The 20,113-nt window shown below is 70.2% G+C and carries 15 protein-coding genes and 1 pseudogene; 9 read left to right on the top strand and 7 right to left on the bottom strand.

All coding sequences use genetic code 11. The features are described from left to right. Window positions 1–150: 150 nt before the first annotated feature. Window positions 151–1,485: a M20/M25/M40 family metallo-hydrolase gene (locus tag OAW74_RS11165; RefSeq protein ID WP_262874438.1), complete on the bottom strand. Its 1,335-nt coding sequence runs from the start codon at window positions 1,483–1,485 to the stop codon at window positions 151–153. A gap of 13 nt (window positions 1,486–1,498) precedes the next feature. Beyond that, window positions 1,499–2,941, bottom strand: coding sequence for an anaerobic C4-dicarboxylate transporter (locus tag OAW74_RS11170; protein ID WP_262874439.1), 1,443 nt, complete (start codon window positions 2,939–2,941; stop codon window positions 1,499–1,501). Between the two features lie 224 nt (window positions 2,942–3,165). On the opposite strand from OAW74_RS11170, the gene OAW74_RS11175 reads away from it, so the two are divergent. Continuing rightward, the gene (locus OAW74_RS11175) at window positions 3,166–7,083 is read left to right on the top strand and encodes a fibronectin type III domain-containing protein (protein ID WP_262874440.1); all 3,918 of its coding nucleotides are present in this window, start codon (window positions 3,166–3,168) and stop codon (window positions 7,081–7,083) included. A gap of 89 nt (window positions 7,084–7,172) precedes the next feature. On the opposite strand, the gene OAW74_RS11180 is transcribed toward OAW74_RS11175, so the two are convergent. After that, window positions 7,173–7,757 (bottom strand): TetR/AcrR family transcriptional regulator, encoded by a 585-nt coding sequence (locus OAW74_RS11180; RefSeq protein WP_262874441.1) that lies wholly within the window; start codon window positions 7,755–7,757, stop codon window positions 7,173–7,175. Window positions 7,758–7,861: 104 nt separating this feature from the next. On the opposite strand from OAW74_RS11180, the gene OAW74_RS11185 reads away from it, so the two are divergent. Then, complete coding sequence (locus tag OAW74_RS11185) at window positions 7,862–9,532, top strand: CocE/NonD family hydrolase (RefSeq protein ID WP_262874442.1); 1,671 nt, start codon at window positions 7,862–7,864, stop codon at window positions 9,530–9,532. Continuing rightward, window positions 9,529–9,984 carry a DUF3237 domain-containing protein gene (locus tag OAW74_RS11190; protein WP_262874443.1) on the top strand — a complete coding sequence of 152 codons (456 nt, stop codon included), beginning with the start codon at window positions 9,529–9,531 and terminating at the stop codon, window positions 9,982–9,984. Before OAW74_RS11185 ends, OAW74_RS11190 begins: the two co-directional genes overlap by 4 nt. A gap of 26 nt (window positions 9,985–10,010) precedes the next feature. Here the strand turns inward: OAW74_RS11190 and OAW74_RS11195 are convergent, their stop codons facing one another. Then, window positions 10,011–10,583: a TetR family transcriptional regulator C-terminal domain-containing protein gene (locus OAW74_RS11195; RefSeq protein ID WP_262874444.1), complete on the bottom strand. Its 573-nt coding sequence runs from the start codon at window positions 10,581–10,583 to the stop codon at window positions 10,011–10,013. A gap of 94 nt (window positions 10,584–10,677) precedes the next feature. Here OAW74_RS11195 and OAW74_RS11200 point away from each other — a divergent pair, with 94 nt between their 5' ends. The 6 genes from OAW74_RS11200 to OAW74_RS11225 are packed head-to-tail and all read left to right on the top strand — an operon-like array spanning window position 10,678 to window position 17,736. After that, window positions 10,678–12,321 (top strand): ABC transporter substrate-binding protein, encoded by a 1,644-nt coding sequence (locus OAW74_RS11200; RefSeq protein ID WP_262874445.1) that lies wholly within the window; start codon window positions 10,678–10,680, stop codon window positions 12,319–12,321. Between the two features lie 37 nt (window positions 12,322–12,358). Continuing rightward, entirely contained in the window at window positions 12,359–13,318 is a 960-nt protein-coding gene (locus OAW74_RS11205) for an ABC transporter permease (RefSeq protein ID WP_262874446.1), read from the top strand. Continuing rightward, the gene (locus OAW74_RS11210; protein WP_262874447.1) at window positions 13,315–14,178 is read left to right on the top strand and encodes an ABC transporter permease; all 864 of its coding nucleotides are present in this window, start codon (window positions 13,315–13,317) and stop codon (window positions 14,176–14,178) included. Before OAW74_RS11205 ends, OAW74_RS11210 begins: the two co-directional genes overlap by 4 nt. Then, on the top strand, window positions 14,175–15,851 hold the full coding sequence (nikE, locus tag OAW74_RS11215; RefSeq protein WP_262874448.1) for a nickel ABC transporter ATP-binding protein NikE: 1,677 nt from the start codon (window positions 14,175–14,177) through the stop codon (window positions 15,849–15,851). The genes OAW74_RS11210 and nikE overlap by 4 nt, the downstream gene beginning before the upstream one ends. Further along, window positions 15,848–17,278, top strand: a complete 1,431-nt coding sequence (locus tag OAW74_RS11220; protein WP_262874449.1) for an amidase — start codon at window positions 15,848–15,850, stop codon at window positions 17,276–17,278. The genes nikE and OAW74_RS11220 overlap by 4 nt, the downstream gene beginning before the upstream one ends. Continuing rightward, window positions 17,275–17,736 (top strand): DUF3237 domain-containing protein, encoded by a 462-nt coding sequence (locus OAW74_RS11225; protein WP_262874450.1) that lies wholly within the window; start codon window positions 17,275–17,277, stop codon window positions 17,734–17,736. The genes OAW74_RS11220 and OAW74_RS11225 overlap by 4 nt, the downstream gene beginning before the upstream one ends. Window positions 17,737–17,860: 124 nt before the next feature. Here the strand turns inward: OAW74_RS11225 and OAW74_RS11230 are convergent, their stop codons facing one another. The 3 genes and pseudogenes from OAW74_RS11230 to OAW74_RS11240 form a co-directional block, all read right to left on the bottom strand. Continuing rightward, window positions 17,861–18,958 carry a 1-acyl-sn-glycerol-3-phosphate acyltransferase gene (locus OAW74_RS11230; protein WP_262874451.1) on the bottom strand — a complete coding sequence of 366 codons (1,098 nt, stop codon included), beginning with the start codon at window positions 18,956–18,958 and terminating at the stop codon, window positions 17,861–17,863. Next, a complete protein-coding gene (locus tag OAW74_RS11235) occupies window positions 18,955–19,812 on the bottom strand; it encodes a patatin-like phospholipase family protein (protein WP_262874452.1) in 858 nt (285 codons plus the stop codon). Before OAW74_RS11235 ends, OAW74_RS11230 begins: the two co-directional genes overlap by 4 nt. A 128-nt stretch (window positions 19,813–19,940) precedes the next feature. After that, window positions 19,941–20,113: pseudogene (locus OAW74_RS11240) on the bottom strand (IS30 family transposase); the annotation flags it as partial.

Consider the following 20,113-nt stretch of genomic DNA (forward strand, 5'->3'; position numbering starts at 1 on the left):
ACGATCCCGTCCGTGACCGCCCCGACCCCGACAGATCGTCCGGTCCGGGGTAACGGCCGCGTAACGCCCCTTCACTCTCCCCGCAATGTGGCATCTGTTGCCGCTGCCGGGCCTCCGGATGTGACCGAAGGTGCCAAGTTGCGGGGCTTGTCAGCCGAGGGTGGAGAGGAAGAGGGTCTGGGCGGCGATCATCCGCTCGATCTCGGCGGGGTCGACCGATTCGTCGGAGGCGTGGATGCGGGCGAGCTCGGTGTCTTCGGCACCCCACAGCACGATCGACGCCTCGGGGAAGAGTCCGTGCAGGCGCCCCACGAGCGGGATCGAGCCGCCCGCGCCGATGCACTCCACCTCGGTCTCGTACACCGCCGCGAGGGCCGCTTCCGCGGCGCGGATGCCGGGCGAACCCTCGTCGACGAAGGCATCGCCGAACTTGAACGGCTCGACCTCGACGACGGCGTTCCACGGGCGCTGCGCGCGCAGGTGCGCCATCAGCGCTTCCAGCTGCTGCTCGCCTGGGACGCCCGGAGCGACGCGCATCGCGACGCGGGCGCTCACCGACGGGATCAGCACGTTGGAGGCGGCGGCGACGCTCGGGATGTCCATGCCGATCACGGTGACCGAGGGCTTTGCCCAGATGCGGTCACTGAGGCTCCCGGTGCCGAGGTAGTCGACGCCGTCGAGGATCGCGGAGCCCGCGCGATAGACGGGCTCGTCGATGTCGGCGCCGCCCCAGGTGCCGCTCGTGACCCCGGGGATGACCGTGTCGCCGTTCTCGTCGTGCAGGGTGTCGAGAATGCGGATGAGCGCCGTCACGGCGTCGGGTGCGGCCCCGCCGAAGATGCCGGAGTGCACCGGGTTCGCCAGCGTCGACACCGTCACGGTGCAGATGACGTTTCCTCGGAGCGCGGTCGTGAGCGCGGGGCGCCCCACCGCCTGCGGCCCGACATCGGCGATGACGTAGACGTCCGCGGCGAAGCGCTCGGAGTTCGCCGACACGAACGGGCCGAGATGGGATGCCGTCTCCTCCTCGCCCTCGATGAGCACCTTGATGGTGCACGGCGGGTCGGCGGCCAGCTGCTTCAGGGTGCCGAAGTGGATCGCGAGTCCCGACTTGTCGTCGGCGGCACCCCGGCCGAACATCCGACCGTCCTTCATGGTCGGAGTCCACGGGTCGGTCGTCCACCCCTGCGACTCCGGCGCCGGCTGCACGTCGTAGTGCGCGTACAGCAGCACGGTGGGCGCTCCTTCCGGCCCCGGCAGCTCGGCGTACACGGCCGGATAGCCGCCGGGCACGTCGAGCAGCTCGGCGCCGGTGGCCCCGGCATCCTTCAGCAGTTGCACGACCGCGTCGGCCATCGCGTGCACGGGGTCTGCGGGGAAGCCCGGAAAGGCGATCGAGGGGATCGTCACGAGATGCTCGAGCCGTTCGATCACTTCGGGCATGAGCGCGGCCGTCGCCGCCTTGATCGCTGCGACATCGGCCATGGTGTGCTCCTTCTCAGTGGACGAAGAGCTGGATGAGCATGCCGACGGCGACCACCGTGACCCACGACACGAGCATCGGGATCGTGAACGAGTGCCACACCGGCACGGTGGTGAGCTTCGTCGACCCGGTGAGGTCGGTCTCGACCGCCGCGATCTGCGAGCCGTTCGCGGGGAAGAGCCACACGCCGACGAGCGACGGCCACATCGCCGTGATGACTCCCGGTGTCATGCCGGCGGCGATTGCGATCGGCACGATCGTGTTGGTGGTCGCCGACTGGCTGGTCGTCAGGCCGCAGACGAGGAACAGGGCGACCGCCAGCAGGATCGGGTACGAGGTCACCAGGTCGCCGAGAGGGTCGATGATGGTCTCCTGGTTGGCCTTGATGAAGGTGTCGGCCATCCAGGCGATGCCGAAGAGGGCGACCGCCGCGACGAAGCCGGCCTTCAGCAGCGGCTGCTCGACGATCTTCCCCGGTGGCACCTTGCGCACGAGGATGATCACGAGCGCCGCCGTGAACATGAACATCTGGATGAGCACCGACATCCCCACCGGCACGAGCTGTCCGTTCTCCCCTGTCGGGAAGGCCGGCCGCAGGCCCGAGAACAGGCCGAAGGTCACGATGATCAGCACGGCGGCGATGAAGATCCACGCCGCCGCGGCGCCTCCTGGGGGCACCTCGATGTGGATGCGCTCCGCCCTCTCGGCGCCGGTCGCCGCGGACTTGCGAGCGTGGCGGGCGGCCTTTCCCTGCGACATGCCGGAGGCCACGGCATCCGCTCGCGCCGCCTGCTGCGCGGCCAGCACCTGCGGCATCTCGACCGTGCCGGCTTCGACGCGCGCGAGGAACACCTCGTCGTCGAGCAGCTCTCTGCCCAGGCGCTGCTGCACGATCGAGGTCACGATGCAGGCGGCGATCGATGCGGGGATCGTGATGATGAGGATGTCGACGAGCGAGAACTCGAGCGGGGTCATCAGCACGAGGTAGGCGGCCATCGCCGCCGAGACGGGGCTGGCGGTGATCCCCAGCGCGCTGGTGACGGTGGAGGCGGCGAGCGACCGCTCGGGGCGCTGCCCGTTGCGGTAGGCGGTCTCGTAGATGACGGGGATGAGGGCGAAGTAGATGTTGGAGGTGCCCGCCAGCGCCGTAAAGACGAACGACACGAGCGGTGCGACGTAGGTGAGCCTGCTGGGGCTCGCCTGGATGATCTTCGAGGCGATCGACACGAGATAGTCGATGCCGCCGGCGGCCTGCATCGCCGAGGCGGCGGTGATCACCGCGATCACGATGAAGAACGCGTCGACCGGGGGAGAGCCCGGCGCGAGGTGGAAGACGAAGACCAGCACGAGGGTGCCGGCCACACCCCACAGTCCCAGGCCCACACCGCCCGTGCGCACGCCCATGACGATCGCGCCGAGCACCACGACGGCTTGCAGAATCACCAGCAGGATGTCCATCGGCGCCTCCTGAGAGTTGCGGTGCTCGCAACGTATCGCGCGTGCTGGGCGAGCCGCCAGGGGGCTTCGGGCCGCGCACTCGTTACGGTGCGGCACGTTGGTGATGGCGCGATGTCGCCTCGACACGATAGCGTTGCGCCGATGTCGGCCGCTTGGGGGCGCCGGCGTCGCACGCATGGGCCGGTTGCGGGGGTGCCGGTGTCGCTTGCATGGGGAGAGGCTTGATGAGTCTGCGCAGTGTCGTTTCCGCTGCCATCGCTGGGGCGATGGTCGCCGCCGTCCTGGTCGCCGCGCCTGCTGCGGCCGCCGGTCCGTCGTCGCCCGAGGGGCTCACCGCCGACGCCTCCGTCGACGGCACGGTGAAGTTCCAGTGGGAGCCCTCGGTGGGGGCCACCGCGTATCGCCTGGAGTGGTCGGCCGACCCGTCGTTCCCGAGTGGCGCAGTGACCACGATCGACACCTACGCGCGCGACTACGTGACCCGCTGGCAGCCGGGTGCGGCGGCGGATGCCGACCTGTACTGGCGTGTGACGGCATTCGGCACCGGGGTGACCACGTCGACCCTCGGCGAGCCGTCGGGCGTCGGCCTCGTGCAGACGGGCCTCGACTCGGCGCCGGAGCCGATGGGCCCAGGATCGGACGGTGTCGCGGCTCAGATCGAGTATCCCGACCCCACGGTGTTCTCGTGGGAGCCGGTGGTGGGTGCGATCTCATATCAGCTCGAGTACACCTCCGACACACTCGGCGGCGGCGCGAGCACGACGACGACCGTCGCCGGCACCCAGTTCGCGCCCGTCAATCCGCTCGCCCGTGTCGACAGCGGCGGCAATGTGCTCACCTGGAAGTGGCGCGTGCGCGCCCAGTTCTACAACGGCACGACCAGCACCTCGACGGCTGTCTACGGCGCGTGGTCGTCGGCGCGCGAGTTCCAGATCGTCTGGGACGACGCGCCCACGAACCTCCTGCCGGCCGACGGGGTCACCGCCGTGCAGACCGATCTGTCGTTCAGCTGGGATGCCGTGCCGGGCGCCGCGAAGTACCGAGTGACGTTCGGCGAGTCGGTCGACGGAACCGGTGACAACCGCACGATCCTTAACCCACGCACCGTCGATGTGTACACGACGACCTACATCCCGACCGTCCAGATCTCCGACGCGACGCGGTTCTGGCAGGTGACGCCGCTTGACTACGCGAACAACCTGGGCGCGCCGTCTGCCGTGCACCAGTACAAGAAGAAGTGGACGACCCAGGATGCCGCATCCTTGCCGTCCGATCCCGGCAACACCGCTCCCGTGAGCATCACCGGCTCACTCAGCGCCACGGCCCCCGAGTCGGTCTATCTGACGGACCTCGAGCTCGCCTGGGAGGCGCTGCCGCGTGCGACCTACTACCAGGTCGAGGCCTACGACGACTCGAGCAACACTTACACCTGCACGACGGCCTCGACGTCGGCGACGATCATGGGCAAGTACGTCAACGGCACCAACAACTCGGATGCCGATCAGGTTCTCAAGAGCGTGAGCGACTGTCTCTGGGCGTCGACGGTGGCCAAGCAGATCCAGGCCGGACGCACGTATCACTGGCGGGTCCGAGGCGTCGACCTCACGGGATCTTCGACGGCCTCGTACACCGCAGGGCTGCCCAGCGGCGCCCTCGTGTCGAACTGGTCGGACACCCGTCACCTCACGGTTGTGGCAGACGATCGCGCCGTGCCCGAGACGGACGCGGTAGACCTCGATCTCGATGCCTTCAGCGCGGACAACCCGGCGACGGTGATCGGTCAGCCGGCGCCGCTGCTGACCTGGAGCGCATCCGGATATCTGGATGGCAGTACGCGGAAGCAGGCTCCCGCGTACCAGGTCACCTTCTACAAGAATCCCCAGCGCACCTCGGTGATCGGCAGCGTCATCACACCCAGCACGACGCTGCGGCTCGACGGGGTGTTCCTCGACAACACCACGGCCGAGCCGTATTACGCGGCAGTGCGCCCCGTGGCGTTCACCACGCCGCCCTGGAGCGGCACCATGCTGCTGCTCGGGGGCGTCGACAACGAGAGCACCGAATCGTTCGCGTGGAACAAGGAGAGTCACTCGCTCACGGGCCTCGACAGCATGCAGCTCAGCGACGGATCGGTGCGGCTGTCGTGGAACCCGCAGAGTGTGACCGGTCTGCAGGACGGCGGCAGCCGCGGTTATCAGGTGCGCGTGTACAACGGCGGGACTCTGCAGGGCATCGCCAAGAAGGTCGAGTTCCCCTTCTTCATGGCGCAGAAGCCTGCCAGCTCGACCGACACGTCGTTCCCATCGACGGCGACCGACCTGCCGCTTGCTCCCGGCAGCGGCTACTCCTTCGACGTTGCACCGCTCGACGCGAACGGCAACCCGGGACCGGTGACCAAGTCGGCGACCTTCAGCGTCGGCATCGCCACGCCCGAGGTGACGGAGGATGCCTCCGTGGCGGGCGGCTCGGTGGCCTTCACCTGGTCGTCGGTTCCCGGCGCGCTCAAGTACGCCGTGCAGTACCGCCGCGTGGGAGCGGCGTCATGGGGCACCGCTGTGGTCGTGTCGCAGACCGCCGCGGCGGTCACGGGCCTCGACCAGGGCAGCTACGAGTGGCAGGTGCGCACGTACGACGCGGCGAGCAACCTCAGTGCGTGGAGTGCGAGCCAGACCTTCGTCGTCGGTGCGGGCCAGAGCTCCCTCACCCTCGCCGCCGAGGAGGTGCTGCCGCTGAGCGAGCGCGTGCTGTCGTGGACATCGGAGGTCGCGGGCGCGACGCGCTTCCAGGTGCAGATCGCCGATGATGCGGCATTCACCACGAGTGTGAAGAGCTACGAGACCGTCGCGACGTCCCTCGCGATTCCCGACGCGCTCGTGGCGGGCAAGACCTACTACTGGCGGGTGAAGGCTCTCTCAGAGCCGGTGGGCACGTCGACGGCCCTCCGCGTGCTGGCGGTCTCGGCGACCGACACGTTCACGGTGCTCACGGTTCCTGCGAAGGTCTCGGGCCTCGCGCTGTCGAAAGCGGGCACCGGCCTCAGCGCGAGCTGGACGCTGCTCACCGGTGCCAACATCGGCGCCGACTCGCTGGTCAGCTACGTCGTCGCGTACCGCGAGAAGAGCTCCGACGACGACTGGACGAACGCCATCGAGACTGAGACGGCCGCCACCGCGAAGACCCTCCAGGTCGATGGACTCGTGTCGGGCGTCGTCTACCAGTTCCGGGTCGCCGCGAAGAACACCGAGGGCACCGGCCCCTGGTCGGACGTCAAGGAGCTCGCGACGGCAACTGCGCCCACGGCCGCACCTACGATCACGGTGACTCCGAAGCTCGGGGAGCTCTCGGTGAAGATCGGCTCGATCTCGTCGTCGGGCAACGGCGGCAGCGCGATCACCGGCTATCTCGTTCAGTACCGCACCGACGGCGGTGAGTGGACCGCATCCGAGATCAAGGTCGCCTCGACCTACGCCATCACGGGCCTGAAGAACACGACCGACTACCAGGTCTCGATCGCCGCGATCAACGCGGTCGGCGTGGGCCCAGCGGCCGAGGCCACCGCCCGCACTCTCGGCTACTCCTCGGCGCCCCAGTCGGTCAAAGCGACTCGCGGCGACAAGAAGGCGACCGTCAGCTGGAAGGCGCCGGCGACGCCCAACGGCACCGTCACCGGATACGTCGTGCAGAAGCGCCTGGGCACCTCGGGCGAGTGGACCACCGCTGCCACGACGAGTGCGAGCACGCTGACGGCCTCGGTCACGGGCCTGACCAACGGCAAGACGTATCAGGTGCGGGTCGCGGCGAAGACGAGCGTGGGCACGGGCACCTACTCGTCGTCGATCAACGTCGTGCCCGCCGGCAAGCCGCCGGCACCCACCAAGGTGAAGGCGACGTCGAGCAGCAAGGGCACCGTGACCGTGTCGTGGCCGAAGGTGTCGTCGAACGGCTCGGCGATCACCGGCTATGTCGTGAAGTACTCGACGAACGGCTCGAAGTGGTACACGCTCAAGAGCGTCTCGGCGAGCACACTCAAGGTCACCTCGACCAAGGGATCGCACGGCAAGAAGATCTACTTCAAGGTCTACGCGAAGAACGCCGTCGGCACCTCGGCCGGCAGCTCGACGATCAGCGTCGTGCGCAAGTAGGCCTCCCCCTCCCGCGACTTGGCACCTGTTGTCGCACACACCGGCGCGCGAGCGACCGTAGCTGCCAAGTCGCGGGTGGGGTGTGTGCGTCAGGAGCGCAGCGAGGCGATGAGGTGGTCGGCGGCGGCCCGCGCGAGCGCGGTGCGCTCGGCGGAGACCTCCACGTCGCCCATGAAGACGTTGCCGAGGGCGAGGGAGAGGATGCCGTAGGCCACCTGTGCCCGCAGGGCGGGCGCGGCGGCGGGCGCCGCTGAGGCCAGCAGCCTCTCGAGGGCCGACTGGGTGCCGACGTAGGCGGCGACCAGGATCGGGCGGATCGGCTCGACGCTGCGCGCCGCCTCGATGAGTGCCAGGGCGACCGCGTTGTCGGGCGTCTGCTCGGCGAAGCCGTCGAACAGGTAGGCGAGGGCGTCGCCGACGGATGCTGTGCCCTCCGGCAGGATCGACGGCTCGGCAGGAATCTCATCGCCGAAGCCGAAGTAGAAGGTGCGAGCGGCATCGACGAGCAGGTCGTCGCGGTTTCCGGCGAAGTGCCGCACGTGCCCCCGGGCCATCCCGGCCTCTTCGGCGATGCGGTCGAGCGTCGTGCCGGCGAACCCCCGGGTCTCGAGGCACCGCAGCGTCGCCTCGATGATCTGCGTGCGGCGCTCGGCTGCGACCGACGGTCTGCCCATGGGTTTCCTCCTCCGCGAGATCCTGTCAGAAAGTTTATAGTCAGACTTGACTAGAAACGTCCAGACACTCTACGGTCGATCGCACGACCTCCGGAAGGAACCCCGTGCCAGACATCGTCCACATCGGCCCCGCGCCGCTCAGCCCCCTCGCGGCGCAGGAGTTCGTGCGCATGCGCGACGGCGTGCGCCTGGCGACCGATGTCTACCTGCCGGAGGGTGACGACGCCGCGGGCGACAGCATCCTGATCCGCCTTCCCTACGACAAGGTCGGCGTCTACACGTTCATCCCGCTCATCGCCGAGTACTTCACGGCCCGCGGCTATCGCGTGGTCGCGCAGGACGTGCGCGGCAAGTTCCGCTCCGAGGGCGAGGCGCTGCTGTTCGTCAACGAGGCCTACGACGGCTACGACACGATCGAGTGGATCACGCAGCAGCGCTGGTCGAACGGACGCGTCGCGATGTGGGGCGACTCGTACTACGGCTACACGCAGTGGGCGGCCGTCTCGACGCAGCATCCGGCGCTCAAGGCCATCGCGCCGCGCGTGACGGGCACTCAGCTGGGGGAGCCCGTGCGACGCGACCCGGCGTCGCGCACGAGCGGCGTCGAGTGGGCGATCACCTACCTCTACCCGCTCACCTACTTCCACTCCGCCGACGCGTACTTCTGGGACCTCGACCCCGACCGGCGCCCCTTCAGTGACCAGGTCGAAGAGGTGCTCGCCGAGCTCGGCTCCCGCTCGATCTCGTACGACCAGTGGTACCCCCGACCCGTGCACCTGCGGCGCTTCCCCGCGGGCAGCCCCTTCGACGCCCGACCGGTGCCGACGCTGCACACGATCGGCTGGTGGGACAACTGTGCGCCCCTGTCGTGGGCAGACGTCGCCGAGATCGAGAAGCGCCCCGCGTGGGCCCACAGCCACTTCCTGCGCATCGAGGCGATGGACCACGAGTCGTACTACCTCGACGACCCCGACGCCGACCGGGTCGAAGAGCGCACCGAAGACCAGCTGCGCGCACAGCTGCCGCGCATGCTCGACCCCGCCCTCGACTTCTTCGAGGTCTTCGTCCGGGGCAACGTCAGTGCCGCCGACATCCCTCGCGTGAGTTGGAACCTCGCCGGCACGCCGGGCATGCGCTCCAGTGACTCGTGGCCACCTGCCGGCGCCGAGAGCTCGACGCTGTTCGCCGCGAGCGGTGGAGGCCTGGTGACACAGGCGCAGGATGCTGCCACCACCGCGACCTGGACGCACGACCCGCTGCACCTCGTGCCCTCGAGCGTCGGCAACGCCTTCGCGTTCCTGCTCGACCGGCCCGACGAGCAGGCGCTGGGCGACCGCGATGACGTGCTGGTGTTCACGACCGAGCCGTTCGTGCGGCAGGTCGATCTCGCCGGACCCGTCACGGCGCGCGCCCGCATCCACTCCGACGGCCCCGTCATGGACCTGTTCGTGCGGCTGCTCGACGTCGCCCCCGACGGCTCGGCGCTGCGCATCGCCCGCGGCCAGGTGCAGCTGCACGAGGCCACGGAGCCCGCGACCGTCGAGATCGACCTCGGACAGCTCGGCTATCGCGTCGAGCCCGGCCACCGGCTGCGCGTTCACGTGTGCAGCAGCGACTACCCCGAGTTCATCCCGCAGCCGGGAACGGGCGCCGAACCCTGGTCGGCCGTCGAGACCCGTGTCAACCGACAGAGCCTCGCCGTCGGCGGGGCGGATGGGCTGAGTGTGACCGTGACCGTCCTTCGACAGGCTCAGGAACCAGAGGAGCAGCCGTGAACGACCCCGTGCTGGAGTACGCATTCGAGATCCGCGTCGACATCGCCCCGCACCTGCGCATCGGGCGCAGCGCCGACGAAGAGCTCACCTTCACCCCGATCGCCGGCGGCACGGTCGCCGGGCCGCTGCTGAACGGCGTCGTGCTGGCCGGTGGCGGCGACTGGTCGGTCGAGCGCAGCCGCACCTCGCAACTGGAGGCGCGCTACCTCCTGCAGGCCGACGACGGCGCCGTCATCGACATCCTCAACCGGGGCTACTACCGCGCGTCCGACGAGGTGATCGCCAGGGTCGAGGCCGGCGAGAACGTACCCGAAGAGGAGTACTACTTCCGCACCGCGCCGGTCTTCCAGACGGATGCCGCCGCGCACCGGTGGCTCGCCGAGCACCAGTTCATCGGCCTCGCGCGCGATGAAGACGGCCAGATCTGCATCCGCATCTTCGTGGTGCGCTGAGGAGCGAAGTGACCGCCGTGGAGACGTCAGCGACGGGGCTGGGTGTCGAGCGTCGCGCGGATCACCTCGCGCAGGTGCGCGTCGCTCCAGCGCTGCGGATCCTCCGCGGTGGCCAGGTAGGAACCGCGCACCAGCAGATATGCCAGGCCCGCGACGTGCGCGGGGTCGGCGTAGCCCGCGGCGGCGGCATGCTCCTCGAGCAGGGCTTCGAACCGCTCCGTCTCGCTCTGCAGCGCCGCGCGCAGATCGGGTTCGCGGTCTGCGTTCTGGATGATCTCGAGGATCAGCGCGCGCAGCACGGGGTCGTCGGTGCCGGAGTGCATCGCCCACTCGACGACGGCCGCGAAGCCCTCTGCCGGCCCGGCCGCCGCCAGCATGCGGTCGAGCTCGCCCTGCCAGCGGTCGCTGCCGCGGTCGAGGGCGTTGAGGATGAGGGCGGCGCGCGAGGGCAGGTAGTTCGTCACGAGCGTCGTCGACCCGCCGAGTTCGCGGGCCACGGCGCGGATGGTCACGGCGTGCGGACCGGATGCGCGCGCGACGCGCACCGTGGCGGCAGCGATATCGGCCAGACGCTGGGCGGAGTCGACCTCTCTGGGCATGCCGGCCAGCCTAACGATCCCCGTAACACAAATGCAACATTGATGTACAACACTGTTGTACTAACCTGAGCAGCACCACCCGAAAGGACCCGAAATGAGAATCTCCGGCATCACCCGTGCGGCGCTCGCCGCGGGCGCTGTGCTCGTGCTGGCCACCGGCTGCTCGGCGCGCGATACGACGACAGAGCCGTCGGCATCGGCATCCGTCGACGAATCCACCCTCGTCGCGTCGCTGCCCGCGGCCACGAGCGAGGTCGACGAGGTGACGTGGGCCCTCGTGGAGGGCGAGCCTCGATCGGTGGTCCCCGGCGCCGACTACAACTTCGTCGCGCCCAACCTCTGCGACAGCCTGCTGCAGATCCAGCCCGACTTCTCGATCGAGGCGGGGATCGCCGACAGCGCCGAGTGGACCGACCCCGTGACCTTCGTGATCGACCTGCGCGAGGGCGTCACCTTCTGGGACGGAACGCCGGTCACCGCCGACGACGTCGTCTACAGCCTCGAGCGGCACTGGAAAGACGTCACCGACGCCTACTATGGCGCGTTCGTGCTCGTGACGTCGATGGAGGCCACGAGCGACACGCAGGTCACCGTGCACTTCACCGCCCCCGACAGCGACTTCCGCAACGCCATCGCGAGCGGCGGCGGCGCGGTGCTGAGCAAGGCCTACAGCGAAGAGGCGGGCGACACGCTCGGCACCTCGGCCGGGGGCCTGATGTGCGCAGGGCCCTACGAGCTGGAGTCGTGGACCCCGGGCAAAGAGATCGTCACGGTCGCCAACGAGGACTACTGGGGCGGCGCGCCGCTCGTGAAGAAGCTCACCTACACCTTCATCCCCGACGGCACGACCCTCACCAACGCCCTGCTCGAAGGCGAGGTCGACGGCGCGTTCAACGTGCCCCCCGCCAGTCGCAGCGCGTTCGAGGGCTCCGACACCGGACGCCTCGTGGTCGGCCCGTCGACGGCGTCGCTGTCGTTCGGCCCGACGACCGATCAGGGCGCCGCGGCCAGCCCGCAGATCCGCCAGGCCCTCAGCATGGCGATCGACCGCGAGCAGTACATCCAGACGGTGCTGAACGGCCTCGGCTACGTGCAGAGCACCTTCGTCGCCCCGTTCTCGTGGTCGGGTGCCGAGGCGGCCGATGTCTACCAGGCCGGCTACGACGCGCTCGCCGTGCCGTCGGTGGATATGGATGCCGCCAAGAAGCTCGTGGAGGAGTCGGGCATCGACACCTCGGTGCCGCTGACCCTCGCGATCCCCGCCGGCAGCAAGGAGCTCTCGCAGACCGCCGCCATCGTGCAGAGCGCCGCGCAGCAGATCGGCCTCACGATCGAGATCGATGAGCGGCAGGCATCCGACTTCGCCGCCATCTTCCTCGACGAGAGCGCCCGCGAAGGCCTCGACTTCGTCGCGACCACCGGCTACACCGAGACCCCCGGAGTACTGGCCTACCCGCAGCTGTTCCTGCTGCCGGCCGAGCTCGGCGGCATCTTCAACTGGAGCGGCTACTCGAACGACGCGGTGACCGCCGGCCTGCAGGCGGCGCGCACGACCCCCGACGCGACGGCGGCCGCCCAGGCCTACGTCGACGCGCAGGAGATCTTCGCGCCCGACATGCTGCAGATCACCCTCGCCGGGGCGTACCACACGACGTTCCTGTCGAACGAGCTGACGGGCGCGACGACGTCGGTGGCCGCATACTCGTCGCCGTGGGCGCTGCACCTCGGCGGCGAGTGACCCCGACGACGCCGGACAGGAAGAGAGGAGGAGCGCGATGACCGCGAGAGTCCTGCTGCCGCTGCTGCGCAAGCTCGGAGGGCTTGTGCTCACCCTCTTCCTGTCCAGCGTCGTGATCTTCTCGGCGGTGCTGCTCACCCCCGGCGACCCGGTCACGGCGCTCGCCGGCGGCGTGCGGCCGACGCCCGAGATGATCGCCCAGATCCGCGCAGAGCATCACCTCGACGACCCTGTGTGGCAGCAGTACCTGCACTGGGTGGCATCCGTGCTCTCCGGCGATCTCGGCACCTCGTTCGTCTACAAGACCGACGTCGTCGACCTCATCGCCCCTCGGATCGGCATCACGTTCCTGCTCGTCGTCTACACCGTTGTGCTGATCGCGATCTTCGGCGTGGGTTCGGGCATCGTCGCCGCGACCCGAGGTCGGGGCACCGACCGGGCGATCCTGGTGGCCACCTCGATCGGGGTGGCGCTTCCCACCTTTGTCGTGGCGATCCTGCTCATCTGGGTGTTCGGTCGGGTGCTCGGCTGGTTCCCCGTGTACGGCACCGGCGACGGCTTCTGGGACAACCTGTACCACCTGACGCTCCCCGCGATCTCGCTGTCGGTGCTCTACATCGCCTACCTCAGCCGCATCACCCGCGGCGCCGTCGTCGCCCAGCTGCACGCCGAGCACGTCGACACGGCGCGGGTGCGCGGCATCCCTCGGGCGCAGATCTTCCGCCGGCACGTCTTCCTCAACGCGTCGCCGGTGATCCTCTCGGTCTCGGGCGCCACGATCGCGGGCCTGTTCGCCGTGTCGGCGATCGCCGAGCAGGCGTTCGGCATCGGTGGGCTGGGGTCGCTCTTGACCGAGGCGGCCGCCCGCAAAGACCTGCCGGTCGTGCAGATCATCTCGCTGCTGCTGGTGGCCCTCTTCGTCGTGCTCAACGCGATCGCCGACGTCGCGATCGCCGTCATCGATCCCGATTCCGTCAAGCCGAGGAGGAGCGCATGAGCGTCGCACAGCTCGCCGGCGGCCGCGTTCCGGGGCTCGCCCGCCGGGTCGCCGCCCGCGATCCGCTGTTCCTCGCAGCCGCCGTGGTCACGGTGCTCATCGTCGCGATGGCGCTGTTCGGTCCGCTGCTGGCGCCCTACGACCCCAACGCGCTCTACGTCGGGCCGCTGTCGGCGCCGCCGAGCCTGGAGCATCCGTTCGGCACGGACGACCTCGGCCGTGACATCCTCTCGCGGGTGCTGGCGGGGGCTGCCTCGAGCGTTGTCGCCCCCGTCTTCGTCGTGCTGCTGTCGACCCTCCTGGGCGCGGCGCTCGCGATCGCGTCGGCGTGGTTCGGCGGAGCGGTGGATGCGGTCAGCTCCCGCGTCATCGAGGTGATCTTCGCGATCCCCGGGCTCGTGCTGGCGGTGCTGGCCGTGGCGATGTTCGGCAAGGGCCTGGTCGCCCCGATCATCGCACTGTCGATCGCGTATCTGCCGATCGTCGCGAGGCTCGTGCGCACCTCGGCGCGCTCCGAGCTCGCGCAGCCCTACATGGCGGCGCTGCGCATCCAGGGCGTCGGGTCGCTCGCCATCTGCTTCCGCCACCTCGTGCCGGCGCTGCTGCCGGCGATCCTCGCGCAGTCCACGATCGGGTTCGGCTACGCGATGCTCGATCTCGCCGCCATCTCGTTCCTGGGTCTGGGCGCCCAGCCGCCGTCGTCGGACTGGGGCATCATGATCGCCGCCGGCCAGCCGGCGCTGCTCACCGGTGCCCCCGAGCAGTCGATGTTCCCCGCCCTCTTCGTCGTGGTCACGGTGCTCGCCGTCAACATCCTCGGGGCGCGCGTGACGACCTGGGCGGAAGGGGCCGAGCGATGAGCGAGAACGTGCTGGAGCTCGAGCGCGTATCGGTGACCTCCACGGCCGGTCGTGCCCTCGTCGCGGACTGCACGCTGCAGGTGCGGGCAGGCGAGGCGCTGGGGCTGGTCGGCGAGTCGGGGTCGGGAAAGACGCTCTCGACCCGCGCGGTCGCGGGACTGCTGCCCGAGGGCTTCACCGTCGGCGGCACGATCCGCATCGACGGCGACGACATCTCGACCATGGCGCCGCGGCGCCTGCGCGAGGTGCGCGCCCGCCGCATCGGCATGGTCTTCCAGACCCCGCGCGCGCACCTGAACCCGCTGCGCACGATCGGTGACTTCATGACAGAGGCGCTCGTCGCGGTGGCCGGCGAGAAGCCCGGCTCGGCCGAGCGGCAGGCGATCGAACTGCTCGCCGAGGTCGGCATCCCCGATCCTGCGCGCCGTCTCAGGCAGCGCCCGGGCGAGCTCAGCGGTGGCCTGCTGCAGCGCGTCATGATCGCGGCGACCCTCGCGATGGACCCGCGGATCCTCCTGGCCGACGAGATCACCACCGCTCTCGACGTCACGACGCAAGAGGAGGTCATGGCCGTGATCGCCGACCTCCGGCGCCACCGTGAGCTCGCGATGCTGTTCATCACGCACGACCTGGCGCTGGCCGGGGCCGTCTGCGATCGGGTCGCCGTCATGCAGCACGGGCGCACGATCGAGACGCTGCGGGCGGCGACGATGCGCGCCGACGCGACCGAGCCGTACACGAAGCGGCTGCTGTCGGCATCCCTCCCCGCAGACGGCGTCGTCGAGCCGGGCGGCGCCGCAGAGCCCGTACTCGCGGTCGAGGGCCTGCGCAAGACGTTCCAGGTTCGCGCCGAGCGCGGCTTCGGGCGCGAGGAGTTCGTCGCCGTCGACGAGGTCTCGTTCGCCCTGGCCGCCGGTGCGGCTCTCGGCATCGTGGGCGAGTCGGGCTCGGGCAAATCGACGACGGCGCGGATCATCTGCGGACTCGAGACCGCCGACGCGGGAGCGGTGACCGTCAAGGGCGAGGACTGGATCGCACCCGCCCGGCGCGCGGCCGACCGCCGACACCGCGCGCGGATCGCGCAGATGGTGTTCCAAGACCCCTACCAGTCGCTCAATCGGCGCCAAACGGTGCGGCAGTGCCTCGCCGAGGCGGTCGCGGTGCACCGCCGCTCGGCACCCCAGGCCGAGATCCGCGGCAGGGTCGACGAGCTGCTCACGATGGTGACTCTCGATCCCGCGCTGGCCGACCAGCGCCCGCGGTCGCTGTCGGGCGGGCAGCGGCAGCGCGTCGCGATCGCCAGGGCACTGGCCGCAGAGCCCGAGATCCTCGTGCTCGACGAGGCGGTCTCGGCCCTCGACGTCACGACCCAGGTCGAGATCCTGACGCTGCTCGACGACATCCGTCGCGACACCGGCGTGGCGCTGCTGATGATCTCGCACGATCTCACCACCGTGCGGCGGCTGTGCGACCACGTCGTCGTGATGAGATCGGGCCGCATCGTCGAGCAGGGGCCGATCGCCGACGTGCTCGACCGGCCGCAGCAGGACTACACCCGCACGCTGCTCGACTCCATCCCGCGAGAGGGGTGGGTGCCGCGCCGGCGGCTGCCCGCGCGCACCTCTGCGCTGCCGACGGTCGCCACTGCGCCGATCCCGAGAGGAAAGAAATGACCCCCACGCCCCTCTGGCAGCTCTCGCTGAGCGAACTCGCTACCACCGTCCGCTTCCGTCGGGCGACCGCCGTCGAGGTGATCGACGCGCACCTGGAGCGCATCGCCGAGGTCAACCCCGCCGTCAACGCGATCACGGTCGTGTTCGACGAGAGGGCGCGGGCACTGGCCGTCGAGGTCGATCGCCGCCTCGCTGCGGGCGAGGAGGTCGGGCCGCTGGCCGGTGTGCCGTTCTGCGTCAAAGAGAACATCGACCTCACCTGGTCGGCCTCCACGAGCGGATGGCCGTTCCTGGCCGATGCCGTGCCGGCGCGCGACGCGACGATGGTGCGGCGCCTGCTCGAGGCCGGGGCCATCCCGATCGCCCGCGGCAACATGCCCGACTGGGGGCTTCGGTGGGACACCGACAACGACCTGTTCGGCCGCACGCTCAATCCGTGGGATCCGTCGCGGGTGCCCGGCGGCTCGAGCGGCGGCGACGCCGTCGCGGTCGCGACCGGAATGGTGCCGCTGGGCCTGGGCAACGACTACGGCGGGTCGCTGCGGCTGCCCGCGTACGCGGCGGGCGTGTGCGCGCTGCGGCCGTCGGCCGGCCGCATCCCCGCTCCGACCGCCGAGATCACCGAGCCGGTGGCGCTGTCGCTGCAGTTCTTCGCCGTCAATGGCCCGATCGCCCGCCGCGTCGATGACCTCGACACGGCGTTCTCGCTCATGCACGGCGCAGACGGAAGCGACCCGACGGCCGTCAGCGTTCCGCATCCGTCGTCGTACGAGGGGCCGCGCCGCGTCGCCGTCGTGCGCGACCCGCTCGGGTGGGGGGTCGACCCGCAGGTCGCGGATGCCGTGGGGCGGGCGGCCGACGCGCTCGCGGCCGCGGGGTGGCAGGTCGACGACGTCGAGCCTCCGATGATCGAGGAGGCCGCGACCCTGTGGCGGCAGATCTCCACCACCGAGATGGTCGGCGCGTTCCTGCCCGGCGCGCTGCCGATGCCGCTGAGCGCAGGGTCGACGAGATACTTCCTCGACAACGCGGCCGAGACGACGGTGCTCGAATCGGGCGAGGCGTACGGAGGCGCGTGGGCGCGACGGATGCTGATCGCCGCGGCCTGGGAGCGGTTCTTTGTCGAGCACCCGATCGTGCTGGGGCCGGTGTCGGCCCGGCGCATGCCCGAGATCGGGTTCGACCTGTCGGGGCCTGCCGCCACGACCGAGCTGTGGCGCGCGCACCGGCTGCTGGTCACCGTCAACTTCCTCGGGCTGCCGTCGGTGGCTCTGCCGACGGGGCTCGACGACGAGGGCCTCCCCACGGGCGTGCAGCTGATCGCGGCGCGCAACAACGACCACGTCGCTCTGGCTGCGGCGCGCGACGTCGAGGCCGCGCTCGGCACCCTGACCCCGATCGATGCGCCGGTGGGGGCGCGCGCGTGAGTGCTCTGCTCGAGCCAGGGTTCGAGTTCGTCTTCGAACTGCGGGTGCAGGTCGACGACCCCGTGCCGATCGGCAGATCCGCGTCTGAGGACCTGCAGTTCACCCCCATCACCGGCGGCGAGGCCGCAGGCCCCCGGCTGACCGGGCGGGTGCGGGCGGGCGGCGGCGACTGGTGGGTCGCCCGCGGCGACACCGTGCAGCTCGACGCGCGGTACGTGCTCGAGACCGATGACGGGCGCGTCGACGTCGTGAACCGCGGTTACTGGCGCGCGTCGCCCGAGGCGGCCGATCGGCTGTTCGCCGGTGGCTCGGCCACCGAGGAGGAGCTGTACTACCGCACCGCCTTCGTGTTCCAGACGGATGCGCCGGCGCTGCGGTGGCTGGCCGAGTCGCAGTTCGTCGGCTATGCCCGCCCCGAGCCCGGGCTCGTCTGCATCCGCGTCTTCCGCCTGACCTGACCGCCCCCTCTCCTTTCTCCTCTCTCCTTTCTCCCCTCCCGCAACTTGGCACCTGCTGTCGCATGCGGGCCCCCACGAGCGACCGAAGGTGCCAAGTTGCGGGAGGGGGAGGGGATGCCGGGGGTCAGACCCGCGGGTCGGCGGAGGCGTCCGCGGGGGTGCGAGCGTCGATCCAGCGGTCGATCTGCTCGAACCACCCGAACAGCCACTCCTGCTGCGGCTCGCGCTCGGCGGGGATCTCCGCGCGCGGCACCCGCCAGGCCCGCATCGTGATGCGCTTGTCCATCGGCAGCTCGCGCCAGATGTCGCCGAGGGTGAGGAAGTGATCGAGCCCCGTGTGACCGATGAACACCATGTCGGCATCGGGCGCGCCCGACAGGGCCGCGTGCACGCCGCCCGGCTGCGGGGGCATGACGTGGCGCAGCCCCTCGGCGCGCTGGGCGAGCTTCTCGCGCCCGGCCGCGCGCAGACGGTCGATGCGGCTGCGCCGGCGCGACGCCGAGACCTGCCCGCCCTCGGGGAAGATCACGAGCGCATCCTCGGGCCCGAGCCCGTCGGCGAGCTCGCCGATCTGCGCCTCGACGCCCCTGCCGCCGCCCGACTGCTTCGGCGCGCCCGCCTTCTGGAACCCCGTCGGGTGGATGAACCGCGTCGGGATGCGGCTGAGCAGCACGTCGATCGCGGGATCCCACCGAAGCGTGTCTTTCAGCACGATCCGCGGCATGCGGGCGGCCTCGTTGAGCAGCGTGTGGATGAGGATGAACGAGTCGCCGGGGCCGCCGTGCCGTGAGGCGACGACCAGGGGAGTGCCCGGCGCGAGCACGGCATCGAAGTCGTGCTCGGCCGCGACGGCGTCTGCCGCATCCGATCCCGTCGTCACGATCTCGAGGCGCAGCACCGCCCCGAACACCCAGAACAGCACCCGCAGCGCGTACTTGCCGACGCGGTAGTGCGCGCGGATGAAGGCGGGCGAGCGGACTCTCCAGCCGAAACCCGAGCCCACCCAGAGGCCGAACATCGTGACGACGACGGCGGCATCCCACACGAGATAGACGATCACGAGCCACACGACGCGCGGCAGCCGGAACCGGCCGGGCACGAGAGAGGTGAGGGCGAGGGCGATCAGCAGCCACAGCGGCGAGGTGACCAGCAGCACGAGGGCGAGCACGATCACGAGCGGCGCGATGACGACGCGACGCACCCAGGTCGGCGGGGCTCTCACCGGATGCCTCGCGCATCGAGGTAGGCGACGGTGGCGGCATGAGCCTGCGCCACCCTGTCGTGCACCGTCGAGGTGCGCCGGTACGACGCGAGCTTGTGGTCGCCGACGAGCGGACCGCCGGTGGGCAGCACGTGCAGCGTCACGTTGTCGGGGAGAGTCGCGACGTCGCGGGCGAAGCGGTGCCGGCGGGCGATCTCGAAGGCGACCCTGGCGGTCGACGCCGCCGACCGCGGCGCTTCGAGGGGCTGCTCGATGCGGCCGACCTGCAGCACATAGATCGTGCGGGCCCCGGCATCCACGGCCGGCGAGATCGGGATCGAGTCGACGATGCCGCCGTCCAAGAAGTGCTCCCCGCCGATCTCGGTCGGCGGCAGGAGGCCCGGCACCGACGCCGACGCGAGGATCGCGGGGATCAGCGGCCCCGAGTCGAACACGTGCTCGGCGGCCCGCTCGATGGATGCCGCGACCGCGAGGAACGGCACCTTCAGCTGCTCGAACGTGCGGTCGTGACCGAGCGACTGCCGCAGCAGGTGCTCCAGGGGCTCGGGGGAGTTGAGGTGGGTGCGGGTTCTCGCGAGGCGCCCGAGCTGGGCGAAGAAGCCGTTGCCGTAGACGGCGGCCGCCTCCGGCGAGGTCCAGGCGTCGGTCAGCCTGCCGACGACGTCGCCCTCGGGGTCGGCGGCCAGCACGGCGCCGTTGATCGCGCCGATCGATGCGCCGACCACGAGATCGGGACGGATGCCGCGCTCGAGCAGGGCCTGCAGCATGCCGACCTCTGCCGCTCCCCGCACGCCGCCGCCGCCCAGCACGAACGCGACCGAGCGTCGCCCGCGCAACCGCACCCGCTGTGCCACCCGTGCCTCCCTGAGGCGAACCTATTGCGGTGGATGCGGCCGGTCAACGACGCCGGCCCGAGCGGGCGTCGGCTTCCCTCGCCGAGATCAGGTGATTCGGCGGGGACAGGTCGTTCGGATGGGCGGATTCAGGCGGTCAGTGCAACACCGGTTTCTGGTGGGTTTGAGAGTAGGTGTTCGAGGGCTTCGGTCGGGGTTTTCCAGTCGAGGGTCATGCGTGGCCGGTTGTTGAGTTGGGTGGCGACGTAGTCGAGGTAGTCGGCGGTGTAGCCGGCGAGGTCGGTGCCTTTCGGGAAGTACT

Origin of the sequence: Microbacterium fluvii, from assembly GCF_025515205.1 — a bacterium.
In the GTDB taxonomy this organism is placed as follows: Bacteria; Actinomycetota; Actinomycetes; order Actinomycetales; family Microbacteriaceae; genus Microbacterium; species Microbacterium fluvii.